Raw genomic sequence first — 26,059 nt, 5'->3', positions numbered from 1 at the left:
CGCTCAGTAAGATGAGACGGTGCCAGTGAACCCCGAGCTCGTCGGGCGCGTCTTCCCCCCGACGGCGCCCTACCTCGTCGGCCGCGAGAAGGTGCGCGAGTTCGCGCGCGCCGTGTTCGCCGACGACCCGCAGCACACCGATCCTGCGGCAGCGCAGGCCCTCGGCTATGCCGACGTGGTGGCACCGCCGACCTTCGCCATGGTCGTGCAGGACCTCACGCTGCAGCAGCTGCTCGCCGAGCCCGACGCGGGCATCGAGCTGTCTCGCGTGCTGCACGTCGAGCAGCGCTTCCGCTACACGCGGCCGATCGTGGCCGGCGACGAGCTCGTCGCGACGCTCGCGGTGACGGGCCTTCGCACGATGGGCGGCAACGCGATGGTCACAAGCCAGGCTGAGATCACCGATTCCGCGGGCGACCACGTCGTCACCGCGACATCCATCCTGCTGGTGGGGGGCGACGCATGACCGCGCCGGCTGTCGGCGAGGTCGTCGCCGAGCGCGAGGTTCACCTCACGCGCGAGTCGCTCGTGCGCTACGCCGGGGCATCGGGCGACTTCAACCCGATCCACTACCGCGACGACGTCGCCGCCTCGGTGGGACTTCCGGGCGTGCTCGCACACGGCATGCTCACGATGGGCCTCGCGGTCGAGACCATCGTGCCGTGGCTCGGCGACGCGGGCCGCATCCTCGAGTACGCGGTGCGCTTCACGCGCCCCATCGTGGTGGACCCCGCCGAAGGGGCCACCGTCTCGGTCGTCGCGAAGGTCGGTGCCGTCGACGACGAGGGCGCGCGCATCGACCTCACCGTCACGCACGATGACACCGTCGTTCTGGGCAAGGCGCAGGTGCGCGTCCGGCACGCCTGAACGATGCCCGAGGTGACCCCCGTCCCGCTCGCGCAGCTCACCACGCTGCGCACCGGCGGCATCCCCGCGCGGATGTTCGACGCGCACACTCCGGCCGACCTCGTCGACGCGCTGCGCGAGGCGTGGGCGGACGGCTGGCCGTGGCTCGTGCTCGGCGGCGGCTCCAACCTGTTCGTGGGCGACGAGCCGTTCGACGGCGCCGTCGTTCGCGTGCTCACCAAGGGTGTCGAGCGGATGCCTTCGCCCCGGCCCGGCTTCGCCCGGGTCAGAGCCCAGGCGGGGCACACGTGGGATGACCTCGTCGCATGGACGGTCGCCGAAGGCCTCGCCGGCATCGAGGCGCTGTCGGGCATCCCCGGCACCGTGGGCGCGGCCCCCGTGCAGAACATCGGCGCGTACGGCCAGGAGATCGTGCAGACCCTCGTCGAGGTCGAGCTGCTCGACGAGGGAGCATCCGAGCCGGTCGTCGTGCCGGCCGACGAGCTGGGACTCGGATTTCGCACGTCGGTGCTGAAGGAGCACTACGGCTCCGCACCCGCGCGGTCCGCGGTGATCGTCTCGGTGACGCTCGAGCTCGAGGACATCGGCCCGTCTGAGCGCGTCGTCGGCGGCGAGCAGCTGCGCACGGCGCTCGGGCTCGCGGACGGGGCATCCGTGTCCCTGGCCTGGGTGCGCGAGCGCGTGCTCGCGACCCGCCGCAGCAAGGGCATGGTGCTCGATCCGGCCGACCCCGACACCAGCAGCGCCGGATCGTTCTTCCAGAACGCGATCGTGACGGCCGCGTTCGCGCGCACGCTGCCGCCCGAGTGCCCGCGCTGGGCCCTCGTGCCCGAGGCCGACCCGTACCTCGTGATCCCGCTCGAGGCGTACTCCGGGTACGTGCCGCAGGCTGTGACGAACGACCCCGCGGTCAAGGTCAGCGCGGCCTGGCTGATCGAGAACTCCGGCATTCGCAAGGGGTTCAAGCTGCCGATGTCGCGTGCGGGCCTGTCTACTAAGCACGCGCTCGCCCTCACCAACCGCGGCCGCGCGACGGCCGCCGAGCTCGCCGAACTCGCGAGGTACATCCAGGGCCGGGTGCAGTCCGAGTTCGGACTGCTGCTGCAACCGGAGCCGGTGCTGGTGGGCGTCGAGCTGTAGTCTCGGCCCTGAGGGGGTGCGGGATGCGGGGGAGGATCGCGGCGGTGGCGGCCGTGGCGGCCGTGCTGCTCATCGCCGGATGCACGGCCGAGACGACCCCGACCCCGGCGCCGGAGGAGGACTTCGGGCTGCCTCCTCTCGCCGAACCCCTGGCGCTGGACCAGCTCGAGCGCTTCGGCGCGGTGGCGACGATGTCGGCGGGGTCGAACTGCACGGGCACGCTCGTCGACACGGGAGTGCCGGACGGACCCGCGTACGTGCTGACCAACGGCCACTGCGTCGGAGACATCGGCCGCCCCGCACAGAAGACGACCGTGAGCATGGAGTGGTCGGGCACGGCCGAGTTCTTCCGTGCCGAGGGCAATCTCGACTCGACCCTCACGACCGACGTCGTCGAGATCGCCTACTCGACCATGCGTCACACCGACACCGCGATCGTTCGGCTGGATGCCCGCCTCGGCGAGCTCGAGGCGGTCGGGGTCGCGCCGATCGCGATCGCCGACGCCGAGCCCGAGGAAGGCGCCGCGGTCACCAACATCGGCGTGCCCGTGCAGGGCCTCACCGATGACCAGTGGGTGCTGCGCCGCAGCGAATGCACCCTGGGCGCGCAGCACACCGTGATCGAGTTCTTCTGGCTGTGGTTCGGGGTGTGGTCGAACGACTGCCCCGGGATCGTGCAGGGATCGAGTGGATCCCCGCTGCTCGCCCTCGACGCCGGCGGCGACCCCGAGGCGATCGTCGCGGTGGTCAACACGACGACGTGGGCTGCCCGCGAGGGCGGTGAGTGCTGGCTCAACCGGCCGTGCGAGGTCGAAGACGCGGTGGCGCGGCTGGTGCCGGAGACGAGCTATGCGCAGAGCGTCGCCGGGATCGGCCGCTGCTTCGACCGAGCGACCGGCGAGTTCGCGCTGGGAGGGGAGTGCCCGCTGCCGTACTCCGACATCTGGGCCGAAGAGGGCGGCGGCTCGTTCCGGGGCGGCGGCCTTCCCGACGCGTTCGATCGGATGCCGGCGGCCAGCCTGGTCGGGCGCGAGGCCGGCGTCGTGCGCACCGCGGTCGTGCCGATTGGGGACGCGCGCGCATGCACGGCGGAGGCGACCTACGCGGGCTCCGCTCCCGCCGAACTGCCCGCGGCGACCGAGGCGTGGGAACGTGCGGGAACGCGCGTTGCGGTCGAGCTGCCCGAAGAGGAGGGACGGTTCCTCCTGTGCGCTGTGCGCGGCGACGCCTACGCGGCGGCAGCCACCGTGCTGTTCGCCGTCGATCGCACACCGCCGGTCGTGCCGGCCGGGGCGTCTGTCGAAGACCTGGGCGCGGGCATCCTGGTGCAGCCCCACATGGACCCGCCCGAGCTGACGGCGACGCGCTTCGTCTGGGGGCCGCCCGGCGAGGTGGACTGCGACGACCTCGACGCGTTCGAGCCGGCGCCCTTCTTCCCGCTCATCATCGACCCCGCCGACCTGCCCGCCGTGTACTGCGTGTACAGCAAGGACGAGGCCGGCAACCCGTCGCCCGTCGCCCGCGTCGACATCCCCGCGCCGTAACGGCCCCGTCGCTTTCCGGCGACTCGCCGCGGCACCCGACCTTTCGCGGCGACTCGCTCGCGCGACCGTCTACGCGAAGAGCCGCTGGACGCGCCGCACGCCCTCGAGGAGGGCGTCGTCGCCGAGCGCATACGACAGGCGCAGGTAGCCGGAGGGGCCGAAGGCCTCGCCCGGCACGACTGCGACCTCGGCCCGCTCCAGGATGAAATCGGCGAGCTCGAGCGAGGTGTCGATGCGCACGCCGTCCCATTCGCGGCCGAGCAGGCCCCGCACGTCGGGGTAGGCGTAGAACGCGCCGAGCGGGTTCGGCACGGTGACGCCCTCGATCTTCGACAGTTCGGCGACGATCAGGCGCCGGCGGCGGTCGAAGGCCTGGCGCATCTGCTCGACCTCGTCCTGAGGGCCGGTGAGGGCAGCCAGGGCCGCACGCTGTGCGATGTTGTTGACGTTCGAGCACAGGTGCGACTGCAGGTTCGCGGCGACCTTGATGGCGTCCGCAGGGCCGACCATCCAGCCCAGCCGCCACCCGGTCATCGCGTAGGTCTTGGCGACGCCGCCTACGAGGATCGTCTGGGCCGCCGCCTCCGGTGCCGCCTCGACGATCGAGACGGCGCGCACGCCTTCGTAGACGAGGCTCTGGTAGATCTCGTCCGAGATGATCCAGATGCCGTGCTCGAGCGCCCACTCGCCGATCGCGCGGGTCTCTTCGGCGGTGTACACCGACCCGGTCGGGTTGGACGGCGACACGAACACCAGCGCGGTGGTGCGCTCGGTGCGCGCGGCCTCGAGTTGTTCGACGGTGACCTTGTAGTCCTGGTCGGCTCCGGCGAACACCTCGACGGGGATGCCGTCGGCCAGCGCGATCGCCTCGGGATAGGTCGTCCAGTACGGGGCGGGCAGCAGCACCTCGTCGCCGGGGTTCACGACCGCCTGGAACGCCTGGTACACCGCCTGCTTTCCGCCATTGGTGACGATGATCTGCGACGGGTCGACCTCGAGTCCCGAGTCGCGCAGCGTCTTGGCGGCGATCGCCTCGCGCAGCGCCGGAAGCCCGGTCGCGGGCGTGTAGCGGAAGTTCGCCGGGTCTCGCAGCGCCTCGGCCGCCGCGTCGACGATGAACTGCGGCGTGGCGAAATCGGGCTCGCCCGCGGCGTAGGAGATGACCGGTCGGCCGGCGGCCTGGAGGGCCTTGGCCTTCGCGTCGACCTTGAGGGTCGCCGACTCGGCGATGGCGGACAGCTTGCGGGACAGGGGAGGGCGTTCGGTCACGCGTACGAGCGTAGTCGCGACGCGCTGGGGAGCGCACCCGCGCGCAGGCGCACACGGTACCGCGCGGCGCCGGGTCGCGGTACCGTGTGCGCATGGGCCCTTGGATCTGGAACGCCATCGCATTCGCGCTCGTCCTGATCGCCGCCGGTGGCATCACGTGGTGGCTCGCGAAGGGCTGCGTCGTGACGCGGGTCGGGGCGGGGGGCGCCATCGTCGGGAGTCTGCTGGCCCTCGGCAGCCTGCTGGTGCTGCTCGACATCGACGCCGCGATGCGGGTCTCGTACACGCTGATGGGGCTTTCGGGCGTGTGGCTGCTGGCGTGGGCCCTCGCGGGCGGCATCCGCGGCCAGCGCATCGCGCGGGCAGAGGACGCCGAACAGGCACTCGGACCCCTGCGCGGCTCGGCGGACACCGGCCGGCGCTGACGCTGACGCGCCGCCGATCGGCGGGCCGGGGCATCCACCGAATGACCGATGCCGGTTCCGACCGATGACCGCTGCCACAGGCCCCGCCCCCGCGGGAGCCTGGAGGCATGGACACCAATGCGGTGCGGGTGCGCAACCTGCGGAAGAACTACGGTGATCGCGCGGTGGTCGACGATGTGTCGTTCGACATCGCGCGCGGCGAGACGTTCGCCCTTCTCGGGCCCAACGGCGCCGGCAAGTCGACGACCGTCGAGATCCTCGAGGGCTATCGTCGGCGCTCCGGCGGCGAGGTCTCGGTGCTCGGGGCAGACCCCGGCTCGGGCGGCCTGGACTGGAAGGCGCGGCTGGGGATCGTGCTGCAGTCGACCGCTCACGCGGGCCCGGTCACGGTGCGCGAGATGCTGGGGCAGTTCGCCGGGTTCTACCCGAACCCGCGCGACGTCGACGAGGTGATCGCGGCGGTCGGCCTGCAGTCGCAGGCGAAGGCCCGCGTCTCGAAGCTCTCGGGCGGACAGCGGCGGCGCGTCGACGTGGCGCTCGGCATCGTCGGGCGGCCCGAGGTGCTGTTCCTCGACGAGCCGACCACGGGCTTCGATCCGCAGGCCCGGCGCGAGTTCTGGGAGCTGATCGGCTCGCTCAAGGCCGACGGCACGACGATCCTGCTCACGACGCACTACCTCGACGAGGCCGCGCAGCTCGCCGATCGCGTCGCGGTCGTCGCCGCCGGGCGCCTGCGGGCGATCGGACCGGTCGCCACGATCGGCGGCGCGGAGGCGAACCTGCCGATCGTGCGCTGGATCGAGGGAGGCATGCCGCGACACGAGCGCACCCCGCACCCGTTCGCGTTCGCCGCGGCCAGGGCGCAGCGCAACGGCGTTCCGATCGACCAGTTCGAGATCGCGCGGCCGACGCTCGAGGACACCTACCTCGCGCTGGTCGCCGAGACCGAGACCGGGACCGGCCCGGCGGCTCAGGCGCCGGTCGCGCGAAGCGGAGCGGTCCGATGAGCGCGGTCGCGGCATCCGGAATCCGACCCGTGCGCACGCGGGGCCTGCTTGCGACAGGCGCGTGGCGAGCGCGGTTCGAGATCACGCAGTACTTCCGCTCGGCAGACACGCTCTTCTTCACGTTCCTGTTCCCGGTGTTCATGCTGGGGCTGTTCTCGGTCGCGTTCGGCGCGGACGGCGACGTGCAGCTGTCGCCGGATGCGCCGGCGATGTCGATCGCCGCGCTGTACCTGCCAGGCATGCTCGCGGCGGGCCTGCTGCTGTCGGGCTTCCAGAACCTCGCGATGGACATCGCGGTCGAGCGCTCCGAGGGCATGCTCAAGCGCCTCGGCGGCACGCCGCTGTCGCCGGTGAGCTACTTTCTCGGCAAGATCGGGCAGGTCGCCGTCACCGGCGTGCTGCAGGCGGCCGTGCTGCTGACGTTCGCCGCCGCGGTGCTGGGCGTCGAGCTGCCGACCGAGCCGGGCCGGTGGGCGACGTTCGCGTGGGTGTTCGTGCTGGGCATCGCCACCTCGGCGCTGCTGGGCGTCGCACTGTCGTCGGCGCCGCGCACCGGCAAGAGCGCGACGGCGGTCGTCGTGCCGATCGCGCTGGCGCTGCAGTTCGTCTCAGGGGTCTACCTCTCGTTCTGGCAGCTGCCGGAGTGGCTGCAGAACGTCGCCGGGATCTTCCCGCTGAAGTGGATGGCCCAGGGCATGCGCGCCGTCTTCCTCCCCGACGAGTACGCCGCGCTCGAGCAGCACGGCCAGTGGAACCTCGTCGGCGTCGCGGTGGCGCTCGCGGCGTGGCTGGTCGTGGGCGCGGTGCTCTCGCGCGTCACCTTCCGTTGGATCAGGCGCGACGCGTAGCCTGACGATGCCCCGTCCCCGCCGACGCACGGCGCGGGGGCGGGCGAGGGCGTGATGAGAAGGCGAGAGGGCATGCTCAGCACCCGCAGGTGGGACGCCATCGTCGCGATCGTGTCGATCGTGGTCGCGATGGCGCTGCTCACCGCATTCCGGCCGGAGGGCGCGGTGCGCCTGACGGTGGGTCTTGCGAGCATCGTGCTCCTGGCCGTCGGGTATGTCGCGATCGGCCGGGCCGCCGTCCACCCGCCGCGCGCGTCATGGCGGTTCCCGGTGTTCCTCGCGGTGGCGGCGCTCGCGGTGGGGGTCGGCACAGGGGCGGCGCCCTTCCTCGCGATTCTGCAGACGCTGGCGTACCCGCTCGCGTGGGTCGTCGGCGATTCCCGCCGGCGCGGCATCGGGGGTTCGATCGTCATCGCGGCGAGCGTGTTCGCGGGGGCCTGGCTCGGCAACGGCGGCGACGCGGCCGCGGCGGTGTCGGGTCTTGCGACCGCGGTGTTCTCGCTGGCTTTCTCGATCGCGATCGGCCTGTGGATCGCGTACATCGCCGAGTACGGCCAGGAGCGGGCACGTCTGCTCGCCGAACTGCAGGCGGCGCAGACCCAGGTCGAGGCGCTGAGCCGTGACCGCGGTGCCGCCCAGGAGCGGGAGCGGCTGGCCCGAGACATCCACGACACCCTCGCGCAGACGCTCGCCGGGCTCGTGATCTTCGCCGAGCGCGCGGGCCGGCAGTCCAGGGGCGGACAGACGGATGCCGCGGCCGCGACGATCTCGACGGTCGAGCAGGTCGCGCGCGACGCCCTCGGCGAGGCTCGCGCGCTCGTCGCGCGCACGGCGGCGGTGCCGAGCGAGCCCGTGTTCGAGTCGGCGGTGCAGCGGCTCGTCGAGCGCTTCCGCGCGCACGGCCCGGCGCAGATCTCGCTCGACGCCGGAGCCGTCGCGGGGCGGCTCGACCGTGAGACGCAGGTCGTCGTGCTGCGGTGCCTGCAGGAGGCGCTGTCGAACGCCGCGAAGCATGCCGGCGCGGTCCGCGTGTCGGTGCGCGTCGAGGCCGACACCGGGGGGCCGGTGACCTTGACCGTCGCCGACGACGGCCGCGGTTTCGATCCCGCGGCCCCGGCGGCGGGCTTCGGGCTCGACGGCATGCGCGAGCGGGTGGCGCTGGCGGGCGGCGCGCTGGAGGTCTCGTCGAGGCCTGGGCGCGGGACGACCGTGCGCGTCGTGCTCCCCGGCGCGGCGGCGCCCGTCGCCCACGACGCAGCGGGCGGCGCCGCGTGATCCGCCTGCTCATCGCCGACGACCACCCGATCGTGCGGGCGGGCCTGGCCGGGCTGCTGTCGGACGAGCCCGGCCTGGAGGTCGTGGCCGAGGCATCCGACGGCGACGAAGCGGTGCGACTCGCGGCCGCGACGCGCCCCGACGTCGTGCTGATGGACCTGCGCATGCCGCGCGTCGACGGCGTGGCGGCGACCGTGCGCATCGCCGCGGGCGAGGCCGGGAGCCCGCCGCCGCGCGTGCTGATCCTCACCACGTACGAGTCCGACGACCAGATCATCGCCGCGATCGAGGCGGGCGCGGCGGGGTACCTCCTGAAGGCGGCGCCGCAGGCCGAGATCGTGGCGGGCATCCGGTCGGTGGCGGCGGGGCAGTCCGCGCTGTCGCCGCAGGTCGCGGTGCGGCTGGTGGAGCGGATGCGCCGCCCCGCGGCTGCCCCGGTGCTGACGGCCCGCGAGGTCGAGGTGCTGCACCTGGTGGCATCCGGTCACAGCAACAAGCAGGTCGCCGTGGCGCTGGGCATCGGCGAGTCGACGGTGAAGACGCACCTGCTGAAGGTGTTCGACAAGCTGGGCGTGGCCGATCGCACGCGCGCGGTGACCCTCGCGATGGAGCGCGGGCTGCTGGGCTGACGGCGGGGGAGCGGGGCCGGGGCGCGCGGCGGACGCGGGGGCACGGTCGCCGTGAGACCGAGTACCGCGTAGACTGAACCGGAGTGTCAATTCCGAGGAGGACCGCCATGGCCGACGCGTCGACCTATACCGCCCCCGTCGAGGACTACGCGTTCCTGTATCGCGAGGCCTTCGGCACCGACGTCGTGGCGCGCGCCACCGACGGCGCGATGACGGCGGATGACGCGGTCGACGTGATCGCCGCCGCGGGCGAGTTCGCCTCCGACGTGCTGGCCCCCCTCGACCAGGTCGGAGACCGCGTCGGGGCGCAGCTCTCAGACGGCCAGGCGCGCCTGCCCGAAGGCTTCGCCGAGGCGTACGCCGCGCTCGTCGAGGCCGGCTGGATCACGGCATCCGCCCCCGCGTCCGCGGGCGGCGACGGACTGCCGGTGCTGATCCAGGACGGCCTGGGCGAGATCTGGAACGGCTCGAACATGGCCTTCGCGCTGTGCTGGATGCTCACCGCCGGCGCCATCCACGCGCTCGACGCCGTCGCCTCCGACGAACTGCGCGAGACCTACCTCTCGCGCCTGGTCGAGGGCACCTGGACCGGCACCATGAACCTCACCGAGCCGCAGGCCGGCACCGACCTCGGCGCGATCCGCACCACGGCGACCCCGAACGACGACGGCACGTGGTCGATCACCGGTCAGAAGATCTTCATCACGTGGGGCGACCACGACGTCGCCGACAACATCGTGCACCTCGTGCTCGCCCGCACCCCGGGGGCCCCCGAGGGCGCGAAGGGCATCTCGCTGTTCGTGGTGCCGAAATACCTCGTGAACGCCGACGGGTCGCTCGGGGCGCGCAACGGCGTGGAGACCGTCTCGCTCGAGCACAAGCTCGGCATCCACGGCTCGCCGACCTGCGTGCTCGCGTACGAGGGCGCCACCGGGTACCTCGCGGGCGACCTGCACGGGGGCCTGGCGGGCATGTTCGTCATGATGAACTCGGCACGCGCCGGCATGGGCCTGCAGGCCACCGGCGTCTCGGACCGCGCCTACCAGCGCGCCGCCGCGTACGCCGAGAGCCGCCTGCAGGGCCCCGTGATCGGCCGCGAGGCCGGCACCGCGATCGGCGAGCACCCCGATGTGCGGCGCCTGCTGCTGTCGATGTCGAGCGAGATCTTCGCGATGCGCGCGATGGGCGTGCTGCTGGGCGATCTGTTCGACCGCGCCGACACCGACGGCACCCTCGCCCTCGCCGAGTTCTTCGTGCCGATCTTCAAGGGCTGGACCACTGAGGAGTCCCTGCGGATCACGTCCGAGGCGATCCAGGTGCACGGCGGGTCGGGCTTCATCGAAGAGACCGGCGTCGCACAGCACTACCGCGACGCGCGCATCATGCCGATCTACGAGGGAACCACCGCGATCCAGTCCAACGACCTCGTCGGACGCAAGGTGATCCGCGACGGCGGGGTGACCGCATCCGCTCTGTTCGCCCAGATCGACGAGACGATCACCGCCCTCGGCGCTGTCGACCACCCGGTCGCGGCGCGCACCGCCGACCGCCTCGACCGCGCGCTGGGGGCCGCGCGCCGCGCGACCGCCGCGGTGCTCGGCTTCGCCGGGTCGCCCCGCGACGCGTACGCCGTGAGCGTCCCGTACCTGATGCTGCTCGGCACGGTCACCGGCGGCTGGATGCACGCGCTCGCCGTCGTCGCGGTCCTCGGCCACGACGCCGAGCAGCCCGCCGACGCGCGGCGCCTGCGGGAAGCCGACTTCTACGGCGCCCACCACCTGTCGCGCGCGGCGTCCTACGCCGAGACGGTGGAGGCCGGCGAGATCGCCTGAGACAGGCGTCGGCGCGACGCCCCCGGGCCGTCCGCCGCGAGGCCGGCGCGAGGTCATGTCGCCGGCACCTCTTACGCTTGAGGCAGTATGGACCTCGACGAACTGGACCGCCTCTGGGAGCGGCATCCCGCCTGGCGTGTGCTGCGGGCGCACAACGCGCCGCTGATCCTGTCGTTCCTCGGGCGGCGGTTCATCGACGACAACCGCGGTGCGGTGCCTCTGGGCGAGCTCGTCGCGGCCCTCGACGACGAGCTCTTCTCGATCCACCGAGCGACCCCCGATCGGTACCCGCAGGAGGCGGCGGCCTACGTCGACGACTGGTCCGACCCCAAGGCAGGCCTGTTGCGGCGCTTCTATCCCGCGGGGTCCGAAGAGGTGCACGTCGAGGCGACCCCAGCGCTCGAGAAGGCGTATCGCTGGGTCGAAGGCCTGCGCGCGCGCTCCTTCGTCGGCACCGAGTCGCGGCTGCAGACGCTCATCGACCTGCTGCGTCAGATCGTGCACGGCTCTCAGGCTGATCCGCTCGAGCGCGTCGCCGAGCTGGAACGGCGTCGAGAAGCGCTCGACAGAGAACTGGCCGAGGCTCGCGAGGGCAGGGTCGCGGTGCTCGACGACACCGCGCTGCGCGAGCGGTATCAGCAGTTCGCCGCCACCGCGCGCGAGCTGCTGGGCGATTTCCGCGAAGTCGAAGACAACTTCCGCTCGCTCGACCGCTCGGCTCGCGAGAAGATCGCCGGGTGGGACGGCGGCAAGGGCGCGCTCCTGGACGAGCTCGTGACCAGCCGCACCGACATCGCCTCGTCCGACCAGGGTCGCAGCTTCCAGGCGTTCTACGACTTCCTGCTGTCCGAGGGCCGGCAAGACGAGCTGTCCGACCTGCTCGACGCCGTGCAGGCCATGCCGCAGCTCGACGCCGACCGGCGCGTGCGCCGCGTCCACTACGACTGGGCCGACGCGGCCGAGCGCACGCAGCAGACCGTGCGCGGCCTGTCCGAGCAGCTGCGCCGCTTTCTCGATGATCAGGTGTGGGTCGAGAACCGGCGCGTGCTTGACCTGGTGCGGGCGATCGAGGCATCCGCGCTCGCCGTGCGGGACCGCCCGCCCGGCGACATCGGCGTGCACGTCGATGAGCCGGGCCTGCCCATCGCCTTGGTGTTCGAGCGTCCGCTGTACGATCCGCAACCCGACGTGGTGGTCGACAGCATGCCGGCGCCGCAGTCGATCGACGAGGTCGAGCTGGACGGACTGTTCGCCCAGCACTTCGTCGACACGGCGAGGCTCGTCGGCAACATCCGAGCGGTCGTCCCCCCACGCGCGCGCGTCGCGCTGGACGACATCGTCGCGCTGTACCCGATCCAGGACGGCGTCGCCGAGCTGCTCGGCTATCTCTCGCTGGACGAAGACGACGTGTCGGTCGCCGTCGACGAGACCGCTGACGAAATGACCATCGACTATGTCGACGCGGCCGGCACGCCGCGCCGGGTGAGGATGCCGCAGGTGACGGTGGTGCGCCGATGAGAAGTCCGGAAGAACAGGTCGTGGCCACGTCGATCATCTCGCTCATGCGCGAGGTGGTCTACCGCGACGTGCCGGCGCACGAGCCGGTGTGGGACGCGCTCGCGCGGCACCGCGCCGCCGTCGCCGACCACTTCGCCCAGATCGGCGTCGATGTCATCGTGGACGAGGCCGAGGGGTACGCGTATCTGCGCACGCGAGAGGCCGACGAGGGCGAGGAGCCGCTGCCGCGCCTGGTGCGGCGACGCAGCCTGACGTACAACGTGAGTCTGCTGCTCGTGCTCCTGCGGCGCCGCATGGTCGAGTTCGAGGCGTCCGGAGAGGCGGGCAGGCTCGTGCTCACGCGCGATCAGATCGTCGAGCTGCTGCGTGTTTTCCAGGCCTCCTCGACGAACGAGGCGCGCACGATCGAACAGGCCGACCGCACCATCGCCCAGGTCGCCGAGCTCGGGTTCCTGCGCGAGCTGCGCGGCCAGCGCGGCGCGTGGGAGGTGCGGCGCATCCTCAAGGCGTACGCCGACGCGCAGACGCTCAACGACTTCTCGGCACGGCTGGCCGCGTACGCGGACGGGGGGAGAGCCGCTCACGCCTCTGCTGCCGCGCAGGCTGCGGCATCCGTCATCGAAACCGTCGACGCGACGCTTCTTGGGGACGGCGAATCATGAGCGATGCGCTGTTCTCGGCTCTCGAGGTCGACAGCCCGGCGAGCGCGCAGGCCGGCTACCGGCTCACGCGCATCGAGGTGTACAACTGGGGCACGTTCGACCGGAGCGTCTGGTCGCTGCAGCCGGACGGGCAGACCGCGCTTCTGACCGGCGACATCGGCAGCGGAAAGTCCACGATCGTCGACGCGATCACCACGCTGCTGCTGCCGGCCCATCGCATCGCGTACAACAAGGCCGCCGGCGCCGATGCGAAGGAACGGACCCTCCGCAGCTACGTGGAGGGCCACTACAAATCCGAGCGCAACGAGGCCACCGGCGCGTCGCGGCCGGTCGGGTTGCGCGACCACACCGCGTACTCGGTGATCCTCGGGCGGTTCACGAACGTCGGCTACGGCGAGACCGTCACGATCGCGCAGGTGTTCCACCAGAAGGACCGGACGGGGCAGCCCGAGCGGTTCTTCGTCACCGCGTCGGTGCCGCTGTCGATCGACCCCGACTTCAGCCGCTTCGGCTCGGACCTGAAGGCGCTGCGTGCGCAGCTGCGTTCGCGCGGGGCCGATATCGACAACACGTTCCCCGAGTACCATCGCCGCCTGCGCCGGCTGCTGGGCATCGCGTCCGAGCAGGCGATGGAGCTTTTCCACCAGACGGTGTCGATGAAGTCGGTCGGCAACCTGAACGACTTCGTGCGCGACCACATGCTCGAGCCCGTGGACGCGTTCGACAGAGTGCGGGCGATCGTCGACCACTACGACAACCTCGTCAAGGCGCACGAGGCGGTGCGTACGGCGACGGATCAGCTGGCGGTGCTCGATCCGCTGATCGTCGCAGCCGACAAGTACACGCTGGCACTGACCCGCCACGCCGAGCTGACCGACGAGCGCTCGGCAGTGGTGCCCTTCATCGCCGAACGCGTGTGCGAGATCGCCGCCGCGGCCGTCGCCGACGCCGAGACTCAGCTCGACGCGGCCGAGACGCGCAAGAGCGACCTCGCGGCGGCCCGCCAGTCGCTCATCCCCGAGCGTGATCGGCTGGTGCTCGAGCGCGCGGGCGTCGGCGGTGATCGACTCGCCGCGCTCGAGCATGAGATTCCGCAGCTGCAGGCGGTCCGCGACGACCGCGTCGAGCGGTTCCGTGCCTACAGTGCGCAACTGCGATCGCTGGGGCTCGATGAGGTCGAGACCGAGGTGGACTTCCACGCGCGTCTCGAGGCGACCGCCGCGCTGCGCGCGCGGCTCGACGAGGAGCGCGCCGCACTGCGCGCACGACAGGATCCCCTGTTCGATCGCCGCGCCGAGGTGCGCCAAGCGCGTCGCACGGTCGCCGAAGAGCTCGAGTCGCTCGCGACGCGACGCAACAGCCTGCCTGCCGACCTCGACCGGGTGCGGCGCGCGCTGTGCGAGGCGCTGGCGCTCGATGAGATCGAGCTGCCGTTCGCAGCCGAGCTGCTCGACGTGCGCGACGAGTTCGCCCCCTGGCGCGGCGCGGCCGAGCGGGTGCTGCGCGGGTTCGCCCTGTCACTGCTGGTGTCTCAGCAGCACTACGCACGGGTGTCGCAGTGGGTGAACGACAACCGCCTGAACGCGCACCTGGTGTATCTGCGCGTGCCCGAACGGCGCGTGCGGACGATCGCCGCGACGCACAGCGAGCCCCGGCTGCTCGACGCGGTCATGGTCGAGCCCGGTTCGTTCGAGGACTTCCTGCGCGCGGAGCTCGAGCGGCGCGCCGATCATGTGCTCGCCGCCTCCGTCACCCAGCTCCAGCAGGAGGACCGCGCCGTCACCGTGCAGGGGCTGATCCGCGACCGCGACCGGCACGAGAAGGACGACCGGCGCGCCGCCACCGACCCGCGCTCGTGGGTGCTCGGTCGCGGCAGCGCCGAGAAGCTCGCGGCGCTCGAGGCAGAGCTCGCCGTCCACGACGAGGGCCTGGCCGACATCGAGCGCGCGCTGGCGGCGGTCGACACCGATGTCGCAGCCCTCGCCGCGCGCGGTCAGGCACTGGCCGCGCTCGAGCAGTATCCGAGCTGGCAGGCGCTGGATGTCACGGCGGCGCAGGCACAGTTGGCAGCGCTCGAGGATGAGCGGCGGACTCTCGTCGCGGGCTCCAGCAGGCTCGTCGCGATCGACGAACAGCTCGCGGGGCTCGATGCCGAAGACACCCGGCTGCGCGAGGAGTACGAGGACGCGATCGGACGGATCGGTGCGCTGCGCACGACACGCGACGGCCTCGAGGCGCGCCGGCGGCGTGAGAGCGAGACCCTCGCGGCGCTCGACGAGCACACCATCGCGCGCGCTCGAGCCCTGTATCCGGGCCTTTCCGAGCGAGCCGGGCGCCGCGATCTGCGCACGATCGACGGCTGCGACCGTCTCTCGCAGACGCTCATCGCGGGGCTGACCAGCGCGATCGACGCCGCCCAGCGCGAGATGAACGGCTACACCACGAGCATCCAGCAGCAGATGGCGGAGTTCCTGCGGCGGTGGCCCGCCCTGCGCGACGAGATGGATGCCGATGTCCGCGCGATCGGCGAGTTCCGGGCGCTCCACGAGCGTGTTCAACGTGATGACCTGCCGCGGTTCGAGAGCGAGTTCCGCCACCAGCTGAACACCAACGCCGTCCGCGAACTCGTCGGCTTCCACGCGTGGCTGCGCAAGCAGGCCGACGAGATCCGGCTGCGCATCGAGACGATCAACCAGGCGCTGCAGGCCATCGACTACAACCCGGGCCGCATCATCGTCCTCGATGCCGAGCCCACGGTCAATCAGGACGTGCGACAGTTCCGAGCCGATCTGCGCGAGGCGACCACCGACGCTCTGTCGACAGACGGTGGCGACCCGGGACAGCAGTTCGAGCGCATCCGCGCCCTCATCGAGAGGTTCAAGGGGCGCGAGGGTCACGCCGACGGCGACCGGCTCTGGACCCGGCGCGTCACCGATGTGCGCACCTGGTTCACCTTCGCCGCCAGCGAGCAGGACCGCGAGACCGGAGCGGAGTTCGAGCACTACACCGACTCGGACGGCAAGTCCGGCGGGCAGAAGGAGAAGCTCGCGTACACGATCCTCGCGGCATCGCTCGCGTATCAGTTCAAGCTGCAATGGGGTGCGGCCGCATCCCGCGACTTCCGATTCGTCGTCATCGACGAGGCGTTCGGTCGCGGATCGGATGCCTCGACCCGGTACGCGCTCGAGCTGTTCGCGAAACTCGGCTTGCAGCTGCTCATCGTGACCCCGTTGCAGAAGGTGCACGTCATCGAGCCCTACGTCAGCGCGATCGGCTTCGTCGACAACCCCACGGGTGCGGCCTCACGTGTCAGGACTCTCACGATCGAGGAGTTCCGCGAGCAGCAGCGCATCGCGGCCGTCGAGGCCGCGGCGGCCAGGTCGTGACGGATCCGGCGCGCTGGAGCGGCCTCGAAGAGATCCGCCGGGCCGTGCGCCGGCGATGGGACGACGGAAGCCTCCTGCGCGCCCTCGTTCGCGATGAGGTGTTTCCGACGATCGACGTGCCGTTGCGGCATCCGTCGGCGTCCGATCTCGGCGAGCACTTCGACGCGGCGCGGGACTGGGTGGAGGCCGTCACGCGCGGGGCGCGCCAGGGCCGGGCGTACGACATCCGGCGCGAGCGCATCGGCGGGCGGGTCAGTGGCGCCACCGATGTGCCCGCGCGGGCGGTGATCGAAACGTTCGATCAGGCGTGGCTGCTCCTCGGGGTCGCCTCGGCGGCCGTCGCCTTCCGCCTCGTCGTGGAGGCATCACATGCCGATGCCGTGCCGCGCGAGTGGGCGCTCGAGCACCCGCACGCGGCGATCGCCCTCTCGCACGACTGGCCCGCCGTGCTCGCGGCATACCGATGGCTCGACGCGCACCGCGGGTCGGGCCTGTACCTGCGGCAGGTGACGGCGCCGGGCGTCGACACGAAGTTCATCGAGCGACACCGCAGGCCTCTCGCCGCGATGCTCGGAGTCGACGCGCCTGCGACGGCCTTCGTGCGTGGGCTGGGGCTGGCAGCCAAGCCTCAGACTGTGCGGATGCGGTTCGATCCGGCGGTGTTCGGGTTCCCGTCGGCACTGACCGAGGCGTCGCTACGCGTCGACGAACTGCGTGGGCTGACCGTTCGGCCGTCGCGCGCGCTCATCGTCGAGAACGAGATCACGTATCTGAGCGTCCCGGTGCCGCCCGGTGGCGTCGTGCTGTGGGGCAAGGGCTACGACGCCGACCAGCCCGCGTCGCTCGACTGGCTCGCGAACGTGCCGGTGCTGTACTGGGGCGACCTCGACACGCACGGCTTCGGCATTCTGAACCGTGTGCGCGCGTGGCTCGGGCACACGGAGTCCGTGCTCATGGACCGCGAGACGCTGCTGGCGCACCGGGCCTGCTGGGGAAGCGAGGGCACCCCGACGAACGCCGCGCTGACCCGCCTCGACTCCGCCGAGCGCTCGCTGTACGAAGATCTGGTGACCGACCGCTTCGGCTCCGCGGTGCGCCTCGAGCAGGAGCGCATCGACTGGGGCTGGGCGCTGGCGCGGCTGGCCGGGCGTCTCGGCTGAACGACCCGTCGAGGCGCGATCGCGTTCGATTCCTCGGCCGTCGGGTCCCCGGCCGTCGAGGCTTGTACTCACTGGTGCGCACGAGCGGATGCCCCGACCCGGCCGGGTCGGGGCATCCGCCGTTGTGCGAGTCGGGGACTCAGCCGAACTGGTTCATCGTGTTGTCTTTGCCGCCGGCCTTGAGGGCGGCGTCGCCGGCGAAGTACTCCTTGTGGTTGTCGCCGATGTCGCTGCCGGCCATGTTCTGGTGCTTGACGGTGGCGATGCCCTCGCGGATCTCGCGGCGCTGGACGCCCTGCACGTAGGCGAGCATGCCCTGGTCGCCGAAGTAGCCCTTGGCGAGGTCATCGGTCGACAGCGCCGCCGTGTGGTACGTCGGCAGGGTGATGAGGTGGTGGAAGATGCCCGCGCGCGCCGAGCCGTCGCGCTGGAACGTGCGGATCTTCTCGTCGGCCAGCTGCGCGAGCTCGGTGCCGTCGTAGTCGACGCTCATGAGGTTCGCGCGGTCGTAGGCCGAGACATCCGCCCCCTGCTCTGCGAGCTGGTCGTAGGCCTGCTGGCGGAAGTTGAGGGTCCAGTTGAACGACGGGCTGTTGTTGTAGACGAGCTTCGCGTTGGGGATCTCTTCGCGGATGCGGTCGACCATGCCGGCGATCTGCTCGACGTGCGGCTTCTCGGTCTCGATCCACAGCAGGTCGGCGCCGTTGCGCAGCGACGTGATGCAGTCGAGCACCACGCGGTCCTCACCCGTGCCGGGACGGAACTGGTAGAGGTTGCTGGGCAGGCGCTTGGGGCGCACGAGCGTGCCGTCGCGTGTGAGCACGACATCGCCGTTGCCGAGGGCCGCCGGCGAGACCTCGTCGACGTCGAGGAACGAGTTGTACTGGTCGCCCAGGTCGCCGGGAACGTGCGAGACGGCGAGTTTCTGCGTGAGACCCGCACCCAGCGAGTCGGTGCGGGCGACGATGATGCCGTTGTCGATGCCGAGCTCGAGGAACGCGTAACGGACCGCGGTGAGCTTCGCGATGAAGTCCTCGTGCGGAACGGTGACCTTGCCGTCCTGGTGGCCGCACTGCTTCTCGTCCGACACCTGGTTCTCGATCTGGATGGCGCACGCGCCCGCCTCGATCATCTTCTTGGCGAGCAGGTAGGTGGCCTCGGGGTTGCCGAAGCCCGCGTCGATGTCGGCGATGATCGGCACCACGTGGGTCTCGTGGTTGTCGATCTGCGACTGGATGAACTCGACCGCGGTCTCGTCGCCGGCCCGGCGCGCCTCGTCGAGCTTCGTGAACAGCAGGTCGAGCTCACGGGCGTCGGCCTGACGCAGGAACGTGTAGAGCTCCTCGATGAGGGCCGGCACCGAGGTCTTCTCGTGCATCGACTGGTCGGGCAGCGGGCCGAACTCGGAGCGCAGCGCCGCGACCATCCAGCCCGACAGGTAGAGGTAGCGCTTGTTCGTGGTCTTCAGGTGCTTCTTGATCGAGATGAGCTTCTGCTGCCCGATGAAGCCGTGCCACACACCGAGCGACTGGGTGTACACCGACGAGTCGGCGTCGTACTCGGCCATGTCGCGGCGCATGATGTCGGCCGTGTACTGGGCGATCGCAAGCCCCGTCTTGAAGCGGTTCTGCGCCCGCATGCGGGCGACGTACTCGGGGTTGATGGCATCCCAGGTGGAGCCGTGCTCCTCTTTCAGCGTCTGGATGGCCTCGATGTCGTCCTGGTAAGCGGTCATGTCGTGTCCTTGAGTGTTCGTGTCTTGGTGTTCGTGTCTGAGAAGTGGTGTCGTGTCCCGATGTGCGCCGTTCAAGCGGTCGCTTGTGGCGCACATCGGGACACCGATGCCGCGTCGGCGCGTCAGTCGCTCTCGACGAGGTAGCGCGAGTAGGCCGGCAGCGTCAGGAACGCCGGGAAGTCCTGCCCGAGCGACACCTCGCGGAAGATCTCGGCCGCATCCTCGAAGCGGTCGCCGTCCGACCGCTCGACCTCGCCGAGCACCTGCTCGATGAGCCCCTCCACGTACTCGCGGGTGATGCGCGTGCCGTCGTCGGTGGCGCGGTCCTGGTGGATCCACTGCCAGATCTGGCTGCGCGAGATCTCGGCGGTCGCGGCATCCTCCATGAGGTTGTCGATGGCGACGGCGCCCAGGCCCCGCAGCCACGCCTCGATGTAGCGGATCGCGACCGACACGTTGCCGTGGACGCCCGCCGCGGTGACCGGACGCCCGATGTGGATGTCGATCAGGTCGCTGGCGGCCACCTCGACCTCGGGACGCTGCCGGTCGAGTTGGTTCGGGCGGTCGCCGAGCACCGCGTCGAACTCGGCGCGCGCGATCGGGATCAGGTCGGGGTGGGCCACCCATGTGCCGTCGAAGCCGTCGCCGGCTTCGCGCTTCTTGTCGGCGGCGACCTTCTCGAACGCCTGCGCGGTCACCTCGGGGTCGCGGCGGTTCGGGATGAACGCGCTCATGCCGCCGATCGCGAAGGCGCCGCGCTTGTGGCAGGTCTTCACGAGCAGTTCGGTGTACGAGCGCATGAACGGCACGGTCATCGTGACCTCGCTGCGGTCGGGCAGCACGAATCGGGCGCCGCGCCCGCGGTAGTTCTTGATGATCGAGAAGATGTAGTCCCAGCGGCCGGCGTTGAGCCCCGCGATGTGGTCGCGCAGCTCGAAGAGGATCTCTTCCATCTCGAACGCGGCCGGCAGCGTCTCGATCAGCACGGTCGCACGGATCGTGCCGTGGGCGATGCCGATGTACTGCTCGCTGAAGGTGAACACGTCGTTCCACAGGCGCGCCTCTTCGCTGGATTCGAGCTTGGCGATGTAGAAGTAGGGGCCGCGGCCGTTCGCGATGAGACGCTCGGCGTTGTGGAAGAAGTACAGCCCGAAGTCCACCAGCGAACCCGACGCCGCCATCTCGCGACCCGTGCGGTCGGTGAAGCGGATGTGGTGCTCGATGAGGTGCCAGCCGCGCGGGCGCATCACGATCGTGGGGGTCTGGTCGGCGGTGACCTCGTAGCGCTTGCCGTCGGGGCTGACGTACTGCAGCTCGCCGCGGATCGCGTCACGCAGCGAGAGCTGCCCCTCGATGACGTTCTTCCAGGTGGGGCTGGTGGCGTCCTCCTGGTCGGCGAGCCACACCTTCGCGCCGGAGTTCAGCGCGTTGATGGTCATCTTGGGGTCGGTCGGACCCGTGATCTCGACGCGGCGGTCCTCGAGACCGGGGCCGGCGCCGGCGACCCGCCACTGGTCGTCCTCGCGGATGTGACGGGTGTCGTCGCGGAACTGCGGGTCGTGTCCGTTGCCGATCTCGAACCGGCGGCGAAGACGATCGGCGAGCCGGTCGTGCCGGCGGTCGCCGAAGCGGTCGTGCAGTTCGGTGAGGAACGCGATGGCCGCGGGCGTGAGGATCTCGTCGTAGCGGTCGCGCAGCGCGCCGGTGATCTTGATCGACGGCTGGTGCGTCTGGGTGGGGATGGGGCCGGTGCGGGTGCGCATGGGGGTGGCGGTTGCAGGTGTCATCTTCCTGCCTTCCTGTGAACGAATGTGCGGGGGTGGGGATGCCCCGTCCCGGCGTGTGTGCTGAGTGGAGGCATCCGGTGATCCGCGTTCTGGATCCTCGGGGTGGTCGTGAGTCCACTCTCGGTGAAGATTCGACCCAGATATGGCCGATTCAGCTGTGAACTTTTGCCGTTCTTCTGCAAATGTGACATCCTGAGGACTCGACGGCACTCCGGGCGGCCCGAAATGTCTGCTGAATGCACCTCGGCAGCCGAAGACCGCAAACATGACAGCGAGAAAGTGGGACACGGCCATGACGACGACCGAACGGGTGACCGATGCCGCGGCCGACGCCGCGATCGAAGACGACGAGGTCGACGCGCTCACGATCGGCCGCCGCATCCGCCAGCTGCGCACCGAGCGCGGGATGACCCTCGATGACCTCGCGACCGCGGTCGACCGCGCGCCGAGCCAGCTTTCGATGATCGAGAACGGGCGGCGCGAGGCGAAGCTCACCATGCTGCAGGCGATCGCGCGCGCCCTCGGCACGACCCTCGACGCGCTGCTGGAGGCCGAGCCCCTCGACGAGCGGTCCAGCATGGAGATCAAGCTCGAACGCGCGATGCGCGGCCAGACGTTCCAGGCCCTCGGCATCCCGCCCTTCCGCGTCGGCAAGTCCGTGCCGACCGAGGCGCTTTCGGCGATGCTGGCCCTGCAGGGCGAGATCGAGCGGCTCAACGACGAGCGCGCGGCGACCCCCGAAGAGGCGCGACGGGCGAACGTCGAGCTGCGGGGGCTCATGCGCACGCAGGACAACTACTTCCCCGAGCTCGAGGAGCAGGCGCGGCGCATCCTCGGCGCCGTGGATCACCCGGGCGGTCCGCTCACGCAGAGAACGGCATCCGATATTGCCGCTCACCTGGGGTTCACCCTGCACTACGTGAGCGATCTGCCGCAGACCACGCGCAGCGTCGCCGACATCAAGAACGGCCGTCTGTACCTCTCCAGCCGCCTGGCCGCGAAGGGCGACCCGCGCACCGCGGTGCTGCAGGCGCTGTCGAGCCGGATGCTCGGGCACCGCGAGCCCCGTTCGTACGCCGAGTTTCTGCGTCAGCGGGTCGAGACGAACTACCTCACCGGCGCTCTGCTGATTCCCGAGGCGCACGCGGTGCCGTTCCTGCAGGACGCCAAGGCCGACCGCGCCATCTCGATCGAAGACCTCCGCGACGCGTACTCGGTGTCGTACGAGACCGCCGCGCACCGCTTCACGAACCTCGCGACCGTGCACCTGGGGATTCCGGTGCACTTCCTCAAGGTGCACGAGTCCGGCACGATCACGAAGGCCTACGAGAACGACGACGTCAACTTCCCCACCGACCGGCTCGGGTCGATCGAGGGGCAGATGTGCTGCCGCCGGTGGACCTCGCGCGTCGTGTTCGACGAAGAGGATCACTTCAACCCGTACTACCAGTACACCGACACCGGCAACGGCACGTACTGGTGCACCGCCCGCGTGGAGCTTTCGAGCGAGGGGGCGCACTCGGTGTCGGTGGGCGTGCGCTTCGACGACACGCGCTGGTTCCTCGGCCGCGACACGCACAATCGCGGCGTTTCGAAGCACTCCGTCGAGGTGTGCTGCCGCCGGGCGCCCGCCGACCTCGAGGCGGCCTGGCGCGGAAACTCGTGGCCGAACGTCCGCACGCCGCGGACGCTGCTGGCGACCCTGCCCACGGGCGCCTTCCCCGGTGTCGACACGACCGACGTGTACGAGTTCCTCGAGGCCCACGCGCCGCGCTGAGCCGAAGCATCCGTCTCCTGCTCCGCCCGTGATCAGGTGATCTCCCGCAGTCACGACGGCGCCGCCCGCGCGCGCCTCAGCGCCCTGCGATGCTGAGCGCCGCCCACACCTCCGCGCGCTCGGCGAACGAGGCGAGGTCGCGGCCGAGCACGCGCTGCGCGGTCGCGAGCCGCGAGCGCACGGTGTGACGGTGGATGCCCAGGGCCCGCGCCGTCACCTCGTGCGAGCAGTCCTGCTCGAGCCAGGTGCGAAGCGTCTCACGCAGCGCCGTGCCGTGTTCGGCGTCGTGCTCGTCGAGCGGGGCGAGCACGGCCACGGCGACCGCGCGCGCCTCGTCGGACGGCTCGGCCGACAGCACGCTTCCGGCGCCGCAGTCGCCGAACCGCGACACCCTGTCGCCTGCGGCCGCGGCCCGGTCGCGCGCGACGCGCGCCTCGCGCACGGCGGCCGAGAAGCCCGAGTACGGCGCCGGGCGCGAGAGGCCGACGGTCGCGTCGAAGGCGCTCGCGAACTCGTCCACGGCGGATGCCTCGTCCGCCGCGACGACGATCACGAGGCAGTCCTCGCTGCGGCCGAAGAACACGCGCCCGCCCGACTCGTAGGCCTTGAGCTCGAGCCACTCGGCGGCTCCGTGGTGGCGTGCGGTCGCGGCATCGGTCACCGCGACCGTGAGCGGAGCAGGCGGTAGCCCGCCCCACACGTCGCGGGCGATGCGGGCGGCGAACGAGGGGTCGTCGGTCAGGAGCGACTGCACGACGCCGGCGCGCATCGAGGCCCGCGCGCGCTCGAGGCCCTGGTTCTGCTCGAGGGCGAGCCCGGCCATCGCGATGACCGAGGTGACGACGCTGCGGCTCTCCTGGTCGAGGTCGCCTGTGCCGATCGCGATCGCGCCGCGCAGGTGCCCGCCGCGGCCGAGCGTCTGCAGCGTGAAGGCGATGTCGCCGGTGTGCAGCGACGACCCGGCACCTGCGCCGCGGCGCAGCACCGCGCCGGCTTCGGCTGTCACCGCCTCGCGCGCGGCCGGGTCGAGCGCGCCGACGGGATGCTCCCGCGTGAGGTTGCCCGCCGCGTCGAACATCGTCACCCACGCGTCGAGCTGCCTGGCGAGTTCGGCGATCGTCGCACCCAGGCCATCGGGGCGCAGCGCCGCGAGCGAGATCGCGCGCTGCGCGGCCAGCGCCCACGACTGGCGCGCGTACGTCTGGGCGGCGATCGCGTCGGCGTTGGCCCGTGCGACCGCGATGAACGGCGTGCGGTACGGCACCTCGAACACGGCCAGGCCCCGAGCGCGGCACGCCTCGACCAGCCCCGGCGGGATGCCGTCGCGCACCACCTCGGTGCCGAAACCGAGCGCGAGCACGCCGCGGGAGGCCAGCCTCGCGGCGTAGTCGCCGTATGCGGCGTCGTCGGCCCCGTCGAACTGCGTCCCGGTCGTCAGCAGCACGAGACCGTCCGACAGGAAGGGCGTCGGATCGGCGAGATCCGAGGAGTGCACCCAGCGGATGGGCCGGTCCAGGGCGTCCTCGTCGCCGGGCGCCGCCTCGAGCCGCAGGCGCAGGTCTGCGCGTGCAAGCAGCGCGCGCAGAGTGGGGGAATCACTGATGACGACCATTGATCTCCTGTACTTCGTGTACACCCGGCAGAAGAGAATGTACATCGAGGAGAGTGCGGTCGTCGCATCCGCCCTTCTACGCTCCCCAGCATGACCACGATCGACACCGTTGCCGCCCCGCCCCTCGGCGGACCGTCCCTGCCGCAGGAGCGGCGCCTGGTCACGAGCATCCCCGGCCCGCGTTCGCAGGAGCTCCTCGCCCGCAAATCCGCCGCCGTGGCCGCGGGCGTCGGACACACCGCACCGATCGAGGCCGTGGCCGCCGGCGGCGGCGTGATCGTCGACGCCGACGGCAACTCTCTCATCGACCTCGGGTCGGGCATCGCCGTGACCACGGTCGGCAACGCCCACCCCAAGGTGGTCGCCGCAGTGCAGGCGCAGGTGGCCCAGTTCACCCACACCTGCTTCATGATCTCTCCGTACGACTCGTACGTGTCGGTCGCCGAGGCGCTCAACCGCATCACCCCCGGCGACCACGAGAAGAAGAGCGCACTGTTCAATTCGGGCGCCGAGGCCGTCGAGAACGCGATCAAGATCGCGCGCAAGTTCACCAAGAAGCAGGCCGTCGTCGCGTTCGACCACGGCTACCACGGCCGCACCAACCTCACGATGGCACTCACCGCCAAGGCGATGCCGTACAAGAGCGGCTTCGGCCCGTTCGCGGGCGAGATCTACCGCGCGCCGCTGTCGTACCCGTTCCGCGACGGCCTGAGCGGGGCGGATGCCGCGAAGAAGGCGATCTCGGTCATCGAGAAGCAGGTCGGCGCCGACAACCTCGCCGCGGTCATCATCGAGCCCATCCAGGGCGAGGGCGGGTTCATCGTGCCGGCCGACGGGTTCCTCCCGGCTCTCGTGGAGTGGTGCCGCCAGAACGGCGTCGTGTTCATCGCCGACGAGATCCAGACCGGCTTCGCCCGCACCGGCGCGATGTTCGCCAGCGAGCTGTTCGGCATCGTTCCCGACCTCATCACGACCGCCAAGGGCATCGCGGGCGGCCTGCCGTTGGCGGCCGTCACGGGCCGAGCCGAGATCATGGACGCCTCGCACGCCGGCGGCCTCGGCGGCACCTACGGCGGCAACCCGGTCGCATGCGCGGCGGCGGTCGCCTCGATCGACGTGTTCGAGCACGAGGGGCTCATCGAGCGCGCGCAGCAGGTCGGCGCGATCCTCACAGGGCGCCTCACCGCCCTACAGGCCGAAGACCCTCGCCTCGGCGACGTGCGCGGCCACGGTGCGATGATCGCCGCCGAGTTCGTGAACGCCCAGACGGGCGAGCCGGATGCCGCCCTCACCGCCGCCGTCGCGAAGTCCTGCATCGCCGAGGGCGTGATCGTTCTCACCTGCGGCACGTACGGCAATGTCATCCGCTTCCTGCCACCGCTGTCGATCCCCGACGCGCTGCTGCACGAGGGCCTCGACGTGGTCGCGGCCGCGCTCGCGAGCGCCTGACCCGAAGCATCCACCCACCACTCATGTCCTGCCAACCCCGGAAGCACGTCCCGAATCGCCGCTTCAGGGGGGCCGATCAACCAGCATTTCGGGACACGCAGGCGTGAGCCCAGGCCGCCTGGGACTGCGACAACAGC

General features: G+C 71.1%; 20 protein-coding genes. 16 read left to right on the top strand and 4 right to left on the bottom strand.

The genetic code is table 11. The features are described from left to right. Window positions 1–19 precede the first annotated feature (19 nt). Genes AB1K54_RS08620 through AB1K54_RS08605 form a run of 4 tightly spaced genes read left to right on the top strand, consistent with a single transcriptional unit; the run spans window position 20 to window position 3,551 of the window. Window positions 20–466, top strand: coding sequence for a MaoC family dehydratase N-terminal domain-containing protein (locus tag AB1K54_RS08620; RefSeq protein WP_371202341.1), 447 nt, complete (start codon window positions 20–22; stop codon window positions 464–466). After that, window positions 463–867, top strand: a complete 405-nt coding sequence (locus tag AB1K54_RS08615; RefSeq protein WP_371202340.1) for a MaoC/PaaZ C-terminal domain-containing protein — start codon at window positions 463–465, stop codon at window positions 865–867. Before AB1K54_RS08620 ends, AB1K54_RS08615 begins: the two co-directional genes overlap by 4 nt. A 3-nt stretch (window positions 868–870) precedes the next feature. Then, on the top strand, window positions 871–2,007 hold the full coding sequence (locus AB1K54_RS08610) for a UDP-N-acetylmuramate dehydrogenase (RefSeq protein WP_371202339.1): 1,137 nt from the start codon (window positions 871–873) through the stop codon (window positions 2,005–2,007). Between the two features lie 44 nt (window positions 2,008–2,051). Then, window positions 2,052–3,551: a serine protease gene (locus tag AB1K54_RS08605; protein WP_371202338.1), complete on the top strand. Its 1,500-nt coding sequence runs from the start codon at window positions 2,052–2,054 to the stop codon at window positions 3,549–3,551. 69 nt (window positions 3,552–3,620) lie between these two features. Here AB1K54_RS08605 and AB1K54_RS08600 read toward each other — a convergent pair whose 3' ends face one another. Further along, window positions 3,621–4,820, bottom strand: a complete 1,200-nt coding sequence (locus AB1K54_RS08600; RefSeq protein WP_371202337.1) for a pyridoxal phosphate-dependent aminotransferase — start codon at window positions 4,818–4,820, stop codon at window positions 3,621–3,623. Window positions 4,821–4,912: 92 nt separating this feature from the next. Here AB1K54_RS08600 and AB1K54_RS08595 point away from each other — a divergent pair, with 92 nt between their 5' ends. From AB1K54_RS08595 to AB1K54_RS08550, 10 genes are all read left to right on the top strand, one after another. Next, window positions 4,913–5,245 (top strand): hypothetical protein, encoded by a 333-nt coding sequence (locus AB1K54_RS08595; RefSeq protein WP_371202336.1) that lies wholly within the window; start codon window positions 4,913–4,915, stop codon window positions 5,243–5,245. A gap of 107 nt (window positions 5,246–5,352) precedes the next feature. Next, window positions 5,353–6,252, top strand: coding sequence for an ABC transporter ATP-binding protein (locus tag AB1K54_RS08590; RefSeq protein ID WP_371202335.1), 900 nt, complete (start codon window positions 5,353–5,355; stop codon window positions 6,250–6,252). Next, window positions 6,249–7,100, top strand: a complete 852-nt coding sequence (locus tag AB1K54_RS08585; RefSeq protein WP_371202334.1) for an ABC transporter permease — start codon at window positions 6,249–6,251, stop codon at window positions 7,098–7,100. Before AB1K54_RS08590 ends, AB1K54_RS08585 begins: the two co-directional genes overlap by 4 nt. A 72-nt stretch (window positions 7,101–7,172) precedes the next feature. Continuing rightward, entirely contained in the window at window positions 7,173–8,375 is a 1,203-nt protein-coding gene (locus tag AB1K54_RS08580) for a sensor histidine kinase (RefSeq protein ID WP_371202333.1), read from the top strand. Continuing rightward, window positions 8,372–9,004 carry a response regulator transcription factor gene (locus AB1K54_RS08575; protein ID WP_371202332.1) on the top strand — a complete coding sequence of 211 codons (633 nt, stop codon included), beginning with the start codon at window positions 8,372–8,374 and terminating at the stop codon, window positions 9,002–9,004. The genes AB1K54_RS08580 and AB1K54_RS08575 overlap by 4 nt, the downstream gene beginning before the upstream one ends. Window positions 9,005–9,111: 107 nt before the next feature. Beyond that, window positions 9,112–10,836: an acyl-CoA dehydrogenase gene (locus AB1K54_RS08570; RefSeq protein WP_371202331.1), complete on the top strand. Its 1,725-nt coding sequence runs from the start codon at window positions 9,112–9,114 to the stop codon at window positions 10,834–10,836. An 87-nt stretch (window positions 10,837–10,923) separates the two neighbouring features. Further along, complete coding sequence (locus tag AB1K54_RS08565) at window positions 10,924–12,354, top strand: DUF3375 domain-containing protein (RefSeq protein WP_371202330.1); 1,431 nt, start codon at window positions 10,924–10,926, stop codon at window positions 12,352–12,354. A 20-nt stretch (window positions 12,355–12,374) separates the two neighbouring features. Then, a complete protein-coding gene (locus tag AB1K54_RS08560) occupies window positions 12,375–13,016 on the top strand; it encodes a DUF4194 domain-containing protein (protein ID WP_371202329.1) in 642 nt (213 codons plus the stop codon). Then, window positions 13,013–16,402, top strand: coding sequence for an ATP-binding protein (locus AB1K54_RS08555; protein WP_371202328.1), 3,390 nt, complete (start codon window positions 13,013–13,015; stop codon window positions 16,400–16,402). Before AB1K54_RS08560 ends, AB1K54_RS08555 begins: the two co-directional genes overlap by 4 nt. After that, window positions 16,399–17,562: a Wadjet anti-phage system protein JetD domain-containing protein gene (locus AB1K54_RS08550; RefSeq protein ID WP_371202327.1), complete on the top strand. Its 1,164-nt coding sequence runs from the start codon at window positions 16,399–16,401 to the stop codon at window positions 17,560–17,562. Before AB1K54_RS08555 ends, AB1K54_RS08550 begins: the two co-directional genes overlap by 4 nt. 139 nt (window positions 17,563–17,701) lie before the next feature. Here the strand turns inward: AB1K54_RS08550 and AB1K54_RS08545 are convergent, their stop codons facing one another. Further along, entirely contained in the window at window positions 17,702–19,297 is a 1,596-nt protein-coding gene (locus AB1K54_RS08545; protein WP_371202326.1) for an isocitrate lyase, read from the bottom strand. Window positions 19,298–19,419: 122 nt separating this feature from the next. Then, window positions 19,420–21,084 (bottom strand): malate synthase A, encoded by a 1,665-nt coding sequence (gene aceB / locus AB1K54_RS08540; RefSeq protein WP_371202325.1) that lies wholly within the window; start codon window positions 21,082–21,084, stop codon window positions 19,420–19,422. Between the two features lie 292 nt (window positions 21,085–21,376). On the opposite strand from aceB, the gene AB1K54_RS08535 reads away from it, so the two are divergent. Then, window positions 21,377–22,861, top strand: coding sequence for a helix-turn-helix domain-containing protein (locus AB1K54_RS08535; RefSeq protein WP_371202324.1), 1,485 nt, complete (start codon window positions 21,377–21,379; stop codon window positions 22,859–22,861). A 76-nt stretch (window positions 22,862–22,937) separates the two neighbouring features. Here the strand turns inward: AB1K54_RS08535 and AB1K54_RS08530 are convergent, their stop codons facing one another. Next, window positions 22,938–24,473 carry a PucR family transcriptional regulator gene (locus AB1K54_RS08530; RefSeq protein WP_371202323.1) on the bottom strand — a complete coding sequence of 512 codons (1,536 nt, stop codon included), beginning with the start codon at window positions 24,471–24,473 and terminating at the stop codon, window positions 22,938–22,940. Window positions 24,474–24,563: 90 nt separating this feature from the next. Here AB1K54_RS08530 and gabT point away from each other — a divergent pair, with 90 nt between their 5' ends. Beyond that, window positions 24,564–25,922: a 4-aminobutyrate--2-oxoglutarate transaminase gene (gabT, locus tag AB1K54_RS08525; protein WP_371202322.1), complete on the top strand. Its 1,359-nt coding sequence runs from the start codon at window positions 24,564–24,566 to the stop codon at window positions 25,920–25,922. The last annotated feature ends 137 nt before the right edge of the window (window positions 25,923–26,059 follow it).

The organism is Microbacterium sp. BWT-B31 (genome assembly GCF_041379855.1).
Lineage (GTDB): Bacteria > Actinomycetota > Actinomycetes > Actinomycetales > Microbacteriaceae > Microbacterium.
Note: the sequence above shows the minus strand (reverse complement) of the source record. Positions and strands in the feature narration are given on the sequence as shown.

Bases quoted from the DNA above. Each gene is read 5' to 3' on its own strand.
- AB1K54_RS08615 (WP_371202340.1), top strand. From the start codon at position 463: ATGACCGCGCCGGCTGTCGGCGAGGTCGTCGCCGAGCGCGAGGTTCAC.
- AB1K54_RS08610 (WP_371202339.1), top strand. From the start codon at position 871: ATGCCCGAGGTGACCCCCGTCCCGCTCGCGCAGCTCACCACGCTGCGC.
- AB1K54_RS08595 (WP_371202336.1), top strand. From the start codon at position 4,913: ATGGGCCCTTGGATCTGGAACGCCATCGCATTCGCGCTCGTCCTGATC.
- AB1K54_RS08590 (WP_371202335.1), top strand. From the start codon at position 5,353: ATGGACACCAATGCGGTGCGGGTGCGCAACCTGCGGAAGAACTACGGT.
- AB1K54_RS08585 (WP_371202334.1), top strand. From the start codon at position 6,249: ATGAGCGCGGTCGCGGCATCCGGAATCCGACCCGTGCGCACGCGGGGC.
- AB1K54_RS08580 (WP_371202333.1), top strand. From the start codon at position 7,173: ATGCTCAGCACCCGCAGGTGGGACGCCATCGTCGCGATCGTGTCGATC.
- AB1K54_RS08570 (WP_371202331.1), top strand. From the start codon at position 9,112: ATGGCCGACGCGTCGACCTATACCGCCCCCGTCGAGGACTACGCGTTC.
- AB1K54_RS08565 (WP_371202330.1), top strand. From the start codon at position 10,924: ATGGACCTCGACGAACTGGACCGCCTCTGGGAGCGGCATCCCGCCTGG.
- AB1K54_RS08555 (WP_371202328.1), top strand. From the start codon at position 13,013: ATGAGCGATGCGCTGTTCTCGGCTCTCGAGGTCGACAGCCCGGCGAGC.
- AB1K54_RS08545 (WP_371202326.1), bottom strand. From the start codon at position 19,297: ATGACCGCTTACCAGGACGACATCGAGGCCATCCAGACGCTGAAAGAG.
- aceB (WP_371202325.1), bottom strand. From the start codon at position 21,084: ATGACACCTGCAACCGCCACCCCCATGCGCACCCGCACCGGCCCCATC.
- AB1K54_RS08535 (WP_371202324.1), top strand. From the start codon at position 21,377: ATGACGACGACCGAACGGGTGACCGATGCCGCGGCCGACGCCGCGATC.
- AB1K54_RS08530 (WP_371202323.1), bottom strand. From the start codon at position 24,473: ATGGTCGTCATCAGTGATTCCCCCACTCTGCGCGCGCTGCTTGCACGC.
- gabT (WP_371202322.1), top strand. From the start codon at position 24,564: ATGACCACGATCGACACCGTTGCCGCCCCGCCCCTCGGCGGACCGTCC.